The 10,448-nt window shown below is 65.6% G+C and carries 9 protein-coding genes; 2 read left to right on the top strand and 7 right to left on the bottom strand.

The annotated features are described in order from the left end of the window. Positions 1-127: 127 nt before the first annotated feature. The 5 genes from I0Q12_RS22190 to I0Q12_RS22170 all read right to left on the bottom strand — a co-directional run bounded on the left by I0Q12_RS22190 (position 128) and on the right by I0Q12_RS22170 (position 7,155). The gene (locus I0Q12_RS22190; protein ID WP_197254775.1) at positions 128-2,107 is read right to left on the bottom strand and encodes an NAD(P)/FAD-dependent oxidoreductase; all 1,980 of its coding nucleotides are present in this window, start codon (positions 2,105-2,107) and stop codon (positions 128-130) included. Between the two features lie 36 nt (positions 2,108-2,143). Then, positions 2,144-3,760, bottom strand: coding sequence for an NAD(P)/FAD-dependent oxidoreductase (locus I0Q12_RS22185; RefSeq protein WP_197254773.1), 1,617 nt, complete (start codon positions 3,758-3,760; stop codon positions 2,144-2,146). Between the two features lie 67 nt (positions 3,761-3,827). Next, positions 3,828-4,739: a VOC family protein gene (locus I0Q12_RS22180; protein WP_197254771.1), complete on the bottom strand. Its 912-nt coding sequence runs from the start codon at positions 4,737-4,739 to the stop codon at positions 3,828-3,830. A 31-nt stretch (positions 4,740-4,770) separates the two neighbouring features. Further along, on the bottom strand, positions 4,771-5,955 hold the full coding sequence (locus tag I0Q12_RS22175) for an acyl-CoA dehydrogenase family protein (RefSeq protein ID WP_197254770.1): 1,185 nt from the start codon (positions 5,953-5,955) through the stop codon (positions 4,771-4,773). 51 nt (positions 5,956-6,006) lie between these two features. Then, entirely contained in the window at positions 6,007-7,155 is a 1,149-nt protein-coding gene (locus tag I0Q12_RS22170) for a Rieske 2Fe-2S domain-containing protein (RefSeq protein WP_197254935.1), read from the bottom strand. 319 nt (positions 7,156-7,474) lie between these two features. Here I0Q12_RS22170 and I0Q12_RS22165 point away from each other — a divergent pair, with 319 nt between their 5' ends. Beyond that, the gene (locus I0Q12_RS22165; RefSeq protein ID WP_231611213.1) at positions 7,475-8,254 is read left to right on the top strand and encodes an IclR family transcriptional regulator; all 780 of its coding nucleotides are present in this window, start codon (positions 7,475-7,477) and stop codon (positions 8,252-8,254) included. Positions 8,255-8,549: 295 nt separating this feature from the next. Here the strand turns inward: I0Q12_RS22165 and I0Q12_RS22160 are convergent, their stop codons facing one another. After that, entirely contained in the window at positions 8,550-8,969 is a 420-nt protein-coding gene (locus I0Q12_RS22160; RefSeq protein ID WP_307846417.1) for a VOC family protein, read from the bottom strand. Continuing rightward, complete coding sequence (locus tag I0Q12_RS22155; protein WP_197254767.1) at positions 8,966-9,724, bottom strand: SDR family NAD(P)-dependent oxidoreductase; 759 nt, start codon at positions 9,722-9,724, stop codon at positions 8,966-8,968. The genes I0Q12_RS22160 and I0Q12_RS22155 overlap by 4 nt, the downstream gene beginning before the upstream one ends. A 123-nt stretch (positions 9,725-9,847) precedes the next feature. Between I0Q12_RS22155 and I0Q12_RS22150 the strand changes: the two genes are divergently transcribed. Further along, a partial coding sequence (locus I0Q12_RS22150) for an enoyl-CoA hydratase-related protein (protein WP_197254765.1) occupies positions 9,848-10,448 on the top strand: 601 nt, incomplete at its 3' end.

Genomic DNA, 10,448 nt, shown 5'->3' with positions numbered 1-10,448 from the left:
TGCGCTGCGTCCCCGATCATCGGACATTCCGATGCCTCGGAGGTCCACTGGATCGAGGTGTGCGCGGCGCTGAACTTCTCGACGAGCACACCACGCCCGCACGTCTCGCAGTTCAGCGGCTGCATCGTCATCCCGGAACCACCGGGTCGATGAATTCCAGAACGTCCGGGTTCGGTTCTCTCAGCATGGTCCAGTAGTCGACCAGGCGCCACGGACACGGCACCACCGCCCGTCCCTGGCTGTTGCGGTAGTAGCCGTTGATCTCCGCGCCGGGATGCACCCACACAGTCTTGTCGAGCGCTTCGTCCACTTTGCGGTTGTAGTCGTCGAGTGCGTCCTGACGCACGTCCATCGCGTCGTGCCCCTTCTCGAGGAGGTACTGCAGGCACTCGATGATGTAGTGGACGTGTTCTTCACTCAGGATATTGTGTCCCGCACCGTGATTCGGCGCAGAGTTGGGCCCTGCCGTGACGAACAGGTTCGGGAATCCGGAGACCTGGATGCCGAGGTAGGCGCGCGGATCGTCACCGCCCTTCCACCGGTCGGCGAGGGTGCGACCGTCGCGCCCGGTGATCTCGATCGACGTGGTGAACTCCAGTGCGAATCCGGTCGCCAGGATGACGACGTCGGCGGGCACGAACCGGCCCTCGGTTGTGATGACGCCGTCCGGTGTCACGCGCTCGAACGATGCTCGATGCAATGTCACATGATCCCGGGTGAGTGCCTTGAAGAACCCGGGGTCCTTGACGATCCGCTTACCGTACGGACGGAAGTCCGGGGTCAGCTTCTCGATCAGGTCCGGGCGGTCCGGGAAGCTGTCCTGCAAATAGTTCCGAGCCGTGTTGAGCACCATCTCGTTGGCCGGCGAGGCCGAGAAATGGGTCTGCGCCCATTCGGGATCGATTCGCGGCAGTGTGTACAGATTGTCGGACGCGAACCAGTACGAACGCAGCCGGAACCACTCGTGGTAACGGGGAATGTGGGCGAGGGCCCACTTCTCCTCCTCCGGAACGTCGTTCACGACGGCCTTCTCCGGCACGATCCAGTGCGGTGAGCGGACTACGACGTCGAGCGTCTTCACCCGATCGACGATGTCGGCGACCACCTGCACGGAAGTGCATCCGGTGCCCAGGACCACGACCCGCTTGCCGGTCAGGTCGAGACCCTCGTCCCAGTCGGCGGTGTGGACGACCGTGCCGCCGAACGAATCCAGGCCCTCGACATCGGGGATGTTCGGTGAGTTGAGCATGCCCAGCGCGGTCACGACCGCGTTCGCGCGGTGCACCTCACGGGATCCGTCGGGGGACTCGGTGGTCACCTCCCACACGTGCCGGTCGTCGAGCCAACGTGCGGACAGCACCCGGGTCCGGAACGAGATGTTCTCGGCGATCCCGTAGGTGTCGACGACACCCTTCAGATACTGCTGGTACTCGGCGCCCGAGGGGTAGTACTTCGACCAGCCGGGGTTCAGCTCGAAGGAGTACGAGTAGTAGTGGCTGGGCGTGTCGACGGCAGCGCCCGGATACGTGTTGCGCGACCAGGTTCCGCCGATCTCGTGCCGTGCCTCGAAGACGCGGTACGTGAAGCCGGCGTCCTGCAGTTTGATCGCGGCGTTGATTCCGACGATCCCGGCACCGATGACGATGACGGAGAAGTCGGAGGGCGGCGTGACCGTCACCGGCACGCGGCGCTCCCCCAGGACGAAGCCGGCCTGCTCGAGCAGGATCGGGACGAATTCGTCGTCGACGCGCTCCGACGTCGCGATCGTCGCCATGCGGAGAAATGTCTCGCTATCGGGAACACCGAGGCGATCGATCATTTCGACGGTGAGCAGTTCGTGCGCACGGGTCCGGATGTCGGCGACGACCTCGGCCGGGTACTGCCCGGGTGGAGCGGTCGGGCGAGTGCCGGTGCGGTAGTGATTGCCGGGTTCGCCGATCGTCAGCCGGGACCCGAACTCGTCGAGGAGGCCGGTATCACCGGTTACGTGTACGAGCGACATGAGCAGCGGCGCCGGATCACATACGTCGATCGCTGCGCGCAACTGTGATTCGCGGCTCTGGGCGTCGACGTCCGCACCGGAGTCGACGGGCACCGTCTCGGTCATGATTGTCCCCTCGTCGATGGATGTGCCGTAGTCATCTCAGGCTTTCTCCGATCCGACGATGTCGAATCCCTTGTAGCCCGCGGCCGCGACCTCGGCACAGATGTTGCAGTAGTTGGCGAAACCGCCGATGTATGGCATGAAGACTCGCGGCTTGCCGGGAATGTTGGCACCCATGTACCACGAGTTCGCGGTCGGGAACAGAGTGCCCGCGGCCTTCTCGTTGCATTCGGCGACCCACTCGTCGACGGCCTGTTCGCCGGCCTCGATCGACCGTGCATTGTGCTCGTCGAGGTGATCGAGGCAGTCGGAAATCCAGTCCACCTGCTGTTCCGCCATCAGCACCATGTTGGCCAGCACGCTCGGGCTGCCCGGACCGACCATGAAGAACATGTTGGGGAAGCCGTGGGACGCGAGTCCCAGGTAGGTACGCGGCCCCGCTGCCCACTCGTCACGCAGAGCGCGGCCGCCGCGCCCGCGAATGTCGATCCGCGACAGCGCACCGGTCATCGCATCGAAGCCGGTCGCGAACACGAGCATGTCCAGCTCGTGGTGTTCCTCGCTCGTTCGCACGCCGGTCTCGGTAACCTCTACAATCGGAGTGCGTCGCAGATTGACCAGGGTCACGTTGTCCCGGTTGTAGGTCTCGAAATACCCGCTGTCCGTGACGATTCTCTTGGTCCCGATGGGATGGTCGGTGGGAATGAGCTGGTCCGCGATCTCCGGATCGTTCACCATCTCGCGAATCTTCGCCTCGACGTATTCGCGTGCGGTGTCGTTCGAAGCCGGATTCACGGTCTGATCGGGAAATGCCTTCGCGAACAGGTATCCACCGCGCTGCCACCACTCGTCGTACACCCGTCGGCGCTCGGCCTCGTCGACTTCCATCGCCCCCTTCGGGTACGGCGTGAAGGGGGTTCCGCCTCCGCTCAGACGCGCGAGCCGGCGACGCTCCGGGTAGGTGGCCTTGACTGCCTCGATCTGCTCGGCGGTCAACGGCCGGTTTCCGGCGGGAATCGAATAGTTCGGGCTGCGCTGGTACACGAAGACGTGTGCCGCTTCCTGGGCGATCAGCGGGATGGACTGCATTCCCGACGATCCGGTTCCGATCACCCCGACTCGCTTGCCGGCGAAATCGACCGGGCTGTGCGGCCATTCGCCGGTGTGGTAGGACTCACCGGTGAACGAGTCCCGGCCCGGGATGTCGGGGCGGTTGGTCGCCGACAGCACACCGGTGGCCATGACGCAGAACCTCGCAGTCACCGAGTGACCCGTGTCCGTGGTGACCGTCCATCGCGCCGTCTCCTCGTCGTACACGGTGGAGGTGACCCGGGTGAGGAACTCGTATGCAGAGCGGAGGTCGTATCGGTCTGCCACGTGCTCGAGGTAGGCGAGGATCTCCGCCTGGGTGGCGAACCGTTCCGTCCAGGTCCACTCCTGCTGGAGCTCCTCGTCGAACGAGTAGGAGTAGTCGACGCTCTCCACGTCGCACCGCGCTCCGGGATAGCGATTGTGGAACCACGTACCCCCCACGCCTGCCGCGGATTCGAAGCCGCGCACGGTCATTCCCCGTGCACGAAGCTTGTGCACCGCGTACAGTCCCGAGATGCCGGCTCCGACGACAACTGCATCGAAATCTGTTCTCTGCATGTCCATTCTGGTCACATCCTTGTCCGGGAGTCCGTGGGTCCGGGCTCACCCAGTTGCGAATCGGTCGACGGGGTCATGCGCTCGCGGCCTTCGCCTGCCGGGCCCACATCCACTCGTGGCCCCAATAGCTGTCCGCGGTGATCTCTTCCGCCGTGTAGTAGGTCTCGTCGACGAGTTTTCCGCCGGTGCCGTACTCGACGTCCCATCCGCCGGGTACCCGGACGTAGAACGAGATCATCTTGTCGTTGGTGTGCCTGCCGAGCGTCGACGAGACCGGGAACTCGTGCGCCTCGACCTGATCGAGGGCACGCCCCACCGCGTCGAGGGAATCCACCTCCACCATGACGTGGATCAGCCCGGGGTCTCGTCCCTCGAGGCTCGGCATGATGGCAAGACTGTGGTGCCGCTGGTTGACGCCGAGGAAACGGATCCGCTGAGGTGGAGTGCCGGGCGGGGAGGGCATGCGGAATGCGCCGCGCGGCAGGAACTCCAGTACCTCGGTATAGAAGCGGAACGACGCGTCGAACATCGTTGTGGGCATCACCACGTGCCCCAGCCCCTGCACTCCGGTGACGAACTTCTGGCCGTAGCGGGTGATCACCGGGCTGTGATCGAGCGCCGGGCCGAAGAAGAACTCCAACGGAGTACCGCCCGGATCCTTCATGAGGATCCCACCTTCGACGCGACGTGCCTCGCACATCTCGAACGGCATCTCGCTGTACTCGCAGCCGGCACTGTCGAGCCGCTCAGCGAGCCGGCGCAGAGACGCGCCGTCCCGGACCTCCCAGCCCACTGCGCTGACGCGATCGACATCGCTGCGTTCTACGGTGATCCGGGACGGTCGCTCGTCCATCCGGAAGTGCAGCGCGTCCTCTTCGACACCGCTACCCGGTGCGAATCCGAGTACGTCGAATCCCAGCTCGCGCCAGCGATCCATGTCGGTGGCCAGCACGCGCACATATCCCAGGCCCTTGATCTCGGTCACAGTGTTCCCTTCCTGTTCACCGGAAACAGCGTCAGATCATCACGCGCAGAGGGCCGTTCGGGACGTCGATACCCAACGAGGCCATGGCCGAGGCGTGGTAGGTCGTGCTGGTCACGTGGATGGCGTGGTGCAGGCCGGCATGCGCGTCCCGCCAGAACCGCTGCAGAGGGTTGTCGACGCGCAGCGCGTTGCCGCCCGTGCGGTCGAAGACTTCGTCGGCCGCACGGACCGCTCGCCATGCCGAGCGCACCTGATTGCGCCGGGAGGAGGCCCGAGTCTCGAAGTCGACTTCCTTACCCGCGTCGACCAGATCCCAGATACGGTCGACGTTCGCGAGCAACTGCTGCCGCGCCGCGTCCAGCTCCGCGGCTGCCTCTCCCAGCGCATGGAGGACGTACGGGTCGTCCTTGATCGCCGTTCCGGCGGCGCCGACCCGTTCACGCTGGTACGCGATTCCGGCGGCCAGGACACCTTCGCAGATGCCGATCGTGGCGGAGGTGATGCCGAGGGGGAACATCGTCGACCACGGCATCCGGTACAGGGTCTCGGTGACTCCGTACTCCTTGGCCGCGGTTCCGTCGATCACGTCCTGCGACTTCATCACCCGATAGTCCGGGATGAAGGCATCCTTCACGACGATGTCCTTGCTGCCCGTTCCACGCAGTCCGATCACATCCCACGAGTCGTCGACGATTTCGTAGTCGGATCGCGGCAGGATCACGTGCAATCCACTGGGCGGCATGATCGGAGCTCCGTCCTGCCCGCCGACCATCGCGCCGAGGAAGATCCAGTCGCAGTGGTCGGTTCCCGACGAGAACTGCCACCGTCCGGTCATGCGGTATCCACCCTCGACCGGGATCGCAATACCGCCCGGCATGTACGGCGACGCCTGCCAGGTGTCCGAGTTCCAGCCGAGCACCTCCTCTTGAACCTTGGGGTCGGCGAACGCCAGCTGCCAGGGATGGACGCCGACGATGCCCCCGACCCAACCCGCAGAACCGTAGATGCTCGCCGTCTTCATGACGGTCTCGGCGAACTCTCGCGGGTGCGCCTCGTAGCCGTCGTACTTCTTGCGCTGCAGCAGCCGGATGATCCCGGCTCGCTTGAGGCTCTTGGCCATGTCATCGGTCAGCCGGCCGAGTGCGTCGGATTCGTCGGCGGCGGCACGCAGGTCGTCCGCGATCGCGACGATGTTGTCGAGCACTTCGTAGCTCATGGTCGTACTCCTGTGAGGAATCGGATGAAATCGTCGAGTGGGGGACGCGCGCTAGGATCCGGCCGCCCCGGATGCCGCACGGGTTGCCGTCAGGTTCGGCGCGAAGGCACTGCGCCCGGCTGCGAGGTTCTCGTCCACCTCGGCCTGCCAGCTCGCGAGGGCACGTTCTGTGTCGATCTCGTACTCGAACCGGTTGACCATCTCCGGTCGGACATCGGCGGCATCGACGTAGAACTGCTCGTACCAGCGGCGCAATTGGTAGACGGGACCGTCCTCCTCGCACAGCAACGGATTGTCGATGCGGGACTTGTTCTTCCAGATGTGCACGTCCTGCTCGAAACCGATCGCGACGCCCTTCGCGACCGCCTGAGCGATCTGCTCGGCCTGCTCGTCCGGGACTCCGGCGGGCTTCTCCACCATCACCCCGTATTGCAGGCGGAACGACGTCGGCGTTATCGGGTAGTGGCAGTTGATCAAGTAGATGTTCGGCTCGGATTCGGGATCCCGGCCGCCGCTCCACAGCTTGTCGATCATGTAGGACGGACCGCAATACGTTGCATCCGAACGGCTCTCGACACTGTAGTTGGTGGACTGACTCACCCCGACGGCATCGGCCCGCGGCCGCGAGCGCATCACCTGTGTCGCCGTGTGTCCCTCGAACACGTTGCGGAAGTAGGTGGGCATCCCGTAGTGCACGTAGAAGAAGTGCGCCATGTCGACGATGTTGTCCACGATCTCGCGGCAGTGCGAACCGGTGACCTCGATCGAGTTCCACACCCAGTCCGTCCAGCCGGGATCGCCGTAGGTGGGGATCGCGGGGACCGCCACTTCGCCGGACGGCCGGGCCCCTTCGGGGTCGTGCCACACGAAGAGCTGGCCGCTGACCACCGTCGTAGTCCACGCACGCGTCCGGGCGAGGGGAGGAACCCTGCGCGCGTACGGGATTCCGGAACATCTCCCGTCACCACGCCAGCGCCAGTCGTGGAACGGGCATGCGATCGAGTTGCCCTTGACGGTGCCCTGAGCCAGGTTGCCACCCATGTGCCGGCAGTACGCGTCGAGGACATTGAGCTGCCCGTCCTCGCCGGCGAACACGACGAGGGAGGTCCCGAATGCGTCCACCTGATGCGGTTCACCGTCGGCGAAGTCGCGCACCAACCCAAGGCAGTGCCAACCGCGCGCATACCGTGCCGGTGGCATGCCGGTGTCGATGATGCGAATCTGATCCTCGGAATCGGTGGAACTCACTGTGCCTCGCCTCCTGATCGGCTGATCGCGACAACTCGCCCGTGGTATGTGGTCAGCTTGGCAAGCGGGGCTTGCTCTGTGACGCGGGTCTCCCGTACAACGGGAGAGCAGTTCCGGCGGCGTCTCCGCCGGGACGACGGCGTGGATTCGTACACGCCGGCCCCCCGACGCGGCGCGCGTCGGGAGAACGGTCTCGAGTGCATTGATGTCCGAAGCACACCGCAGGTACCGTGATGGGCGTCACACCGAGTTCGGGTGTCAGGAGGATGGGTTGAGTACGTCACGCACCGATGGAGTTCCGGTTTCCGTGGTGGACCGGGTGTCACTGGTCCTCGATGCCCTCAGCGCGGGCCCGATGACATTGGCCAAGGTCACGGCACGTACCGGATTACCCAGGTCGTCGGCGCACCGCCTGCTCGAACAACTCGCCAATGCCGGATGGCTTGCCCGCTCGCCCGAGCAGACCTACGAATTGGGTGTCAAGGCCTACGAGATGGGGCAGGCCGCGCTCAATCAGAACCGGCTCCTCCAGCACGCGCGTCCCGTCATGCACGCATTCGCGCAGCGCACCGGGATCACGATTCAGCTCGGCGTCGTCGACCGCGGGGACACCGTCTACCTGACCAAGATCAACGGGCGCGCATCGGGTTCCACCCCGACTGCTGTCGGACAGCGGGTGCCGGCGCACCTCACCGCGCTCGGCAAGGTCGTCATGGCCCACTCTGCGGTCTCCGGGACATCCTCGGCCCGTGGGCTCCACGGCGCCACCGAGAGCAAGCACGGCACCCCTACCGCCTCGAGCCGCTTCGAGGAGGAAATGGCCCTGGTCCGAGACCGTGGCGCCGCGTTCGATCGAGGTGAAGCGTTCCCCGGCATCGCGTGCGTCGGCGTGTCGATCGGCCCGCCGGATCACATGTACGGCAATCTGGCGGCGCTGTCCGTCTGCGCGCCCGTGGGCACGTTCGACCATCAGAAGATGGTCGCTCCGCTGCGTATGGTCGCGGGAGAAATCTGGCAGCGCTGCGTGGCCGCGGACCTCGCGGCCCACTGAGCCCCTTCGTCGAACACCGAGCCGGTTCGTCGAACCTCGCTGTCACCGAACACGTCGGACGCGGTGTCCCCTGCAGGCACCGCGGCCGATGGACGTTCTCCGATCTCAGGCGGACACCGACATGCCGCGGGCTGTTGCGGCGACGGCGCCACAGAGAGCAGTCACCCCGAACCGGCTACTTCCACGTCGAACGTGTTGCCTCGCAGCAGTATTTACCGCGCGTTCCGTCGGAGTCCGTGGAACTCCGTCACGGACCCTGACGGCGCCTACGCCTCGGAGCGAGCGGGTCGCCCGCTCAACGGTCGGAAGGCTCGGAGACCGCGCGTTGTACGAACTCGACGAGATAGCCGTCCGGATCGCGGACGGATCCGATCACCATGCCGTACGCCTCGAGTCCGGTCGCCGGGGTCACCTCGGTACCGCCGTGCGCACAGGCGTCGGCCATCTGCGCTTCGGTGTCGGTGGTGTTGACGACGATCTTGACGAGCATGTTGCCGTGGTCGGGCGCGGCGTCCGCGCCCCCGTCCGTCGGAAGCACCAGTTCGAGTCCGGCGACACCGGCCCGGACGATCGTGGCCCGGAACGCCGGGGTGGTGAGATCCTTGTCGTGCACGAATCCGCAACCCCGAACGTAGAACTCGACGGCGCGATCGAGATCGGCCACCCGCAGCGCTGTGAGCGACATCGTGGTCTGCAGGCTCGCGTCCGGCGTCACCGCGTCTGCGACCCTCCGTTGAAGTCCAACGTCTGTCCGGTGATACCACCGGCCTCGTCGGATGCGAGATAGGCGCAGAACGCCCCGACCTCGATCGGGTCGCCCAGACGGCCGATCGGGATCGTCCGCAGGATCTGCTCGATCATCTCGGGGCTCATCTTGTCCTCGAGGTTCTTCTGGTGGCCGAGCGCCACGATATTGGCGGTCACACCGTACTTGCCGGTCTCGGCGGCGAGATGACGGATGAAGCCTTCGATGCCGCTCTTGCCGGTCGCGTACATCGTCTGGTTGATGTCCTGGCCTGTCCGCGCGGATCCCGACGAGATCTGGACGACCCGCCCCCAGCCGGCGTCGCACATTCCGTCGAGGGCGACCTTGATGCAGTTCATGGACCCGAAGATGTTCAGGTCGATCGGCGCCCGCCATTCTTCGGGCGACAGCTCCCGGAACGGTTTGATCACGCGACCTTCGGCGACACCAGCGTTGTTGACGACGATGTCGACGTGCCCACCCAGTTCCGCTTCCGCGGCGCGCACGTGCTCCAGGGTGGCGTCGAAGTCTGTGACGTCGAACGCCGAGGCGACGGCCACGTTGCCCTCTTCCACGATTGCAGCCGCGACCTTTTCGGCGCGCTCCGCGTGCAGATCGTTGACGATGACCGCGGCGCCTTGTCGCGCCAGCACTTTCGCGATTCCTTCACCGACGCTCTGTCCGCCACCACTGACCAGCGCGATGCGTCCCGCCAAGCTGAACACAGGTACTCCTTCCCGCCGCCGCCTGCGCGGCGACTTGTGGTGCAGCCAGTGCACAGCAGCCCGGCAGTTTTTGTCAATCAAAATTGGATCCAAAAAGTGGATTCAATCTGCTACCGTCGCCGCATGACCCAGACTTCTCCCGATGCGGACCTGGGTGCAGGCCCGACGGAACCGCCCGTTCTCACTTCTTTCGCCGACGGCGTCGCCCGCCTCACCCTCAACAATCCCCGTCGCAAGAACGCGATCACCCTCGAGATGGCCGCAGAGATCGTCGCCTTCTGCGACCGCGTCGAATCCGACCCGACGATCGGCGTCGCCGTGATCGAGGCCAACGGCAGCTACTTCTGCAGCGGCGCCGACACCCGCGACCTCGCGTCGTCGTCCTCCGATCCTGCTGCCCCCGAGTCGGTTCGCCGCACTTCCGCCGTCTACGGCGCATTCGTGCGCGTCGGTTCGCTTCCTGTGCCGACCCTCGCGGTCGTGGTCGGCGGCGCAGTCGGTGCCGGACTGAATCTCGCGATGGCCGCCGACATCATGGTGGTCACCCCGGACACCGTGCTCGACAGCGGCTTCTCCGCCCGCGGGATCCACCCCGGTGGCGGGCACATCTCCCTGCTCGGGCGGGCCCTCGGCTGGTCGGGAGCCATCGCTCTTGCCGCCTGCGGCCGAACGTTGACGGGGACCGAAGCCGTCGCCCGGGGTCTGGCCTACACCGCGGTCGCGG

It is taken from the genome of Rhodococcus sp. CX (genome assembly GCF_015865005.1).
Taxonomy (GTDB): Bacteria; Actinomycetota; Actinomycetes; order Mycobacteriales; family Mycobacteriaceae; genus Rhodococcus.
The sequence above is the reverse complement of the archived record's forward strand: the minus strand, read 5'-3'. Positions and strand labels throughout refer to the sequence as shown.

Bases quoted from the DNA above. Each gene is read 5' to 3' on its own strand.
- I0Q12_RS22170 (WP_197254935.1), bottom strand. From the start codon at position 7,155: ATGCCACCGGCACGGTATGCGCGCGGTTGGCACTGCCTTGGGTTGGTG.
- I0Q12_RS22190 (WP_197254775.1), bottom strand. From the start codon at position 2,107: ATGACCGAGACGGTGCCCGTCGACTCCGGTGCGGACGTCGACGCCCAG.
- I0Q12_RS22175 (WP_197254770.1), bottom strand. From the start codon at position 5,955: ATGAGCTACGAAGTGCTCGACAACATCGTCGCGATCGCGGACGACCTG.
- I0Q12_RS22185 (WP_197254773.1), bottom strand. From the start codon at position 3,760: ATGGACATGCAGAGAACAGATTTCGATGCAGTTGTCGTCGGAGCCGGC.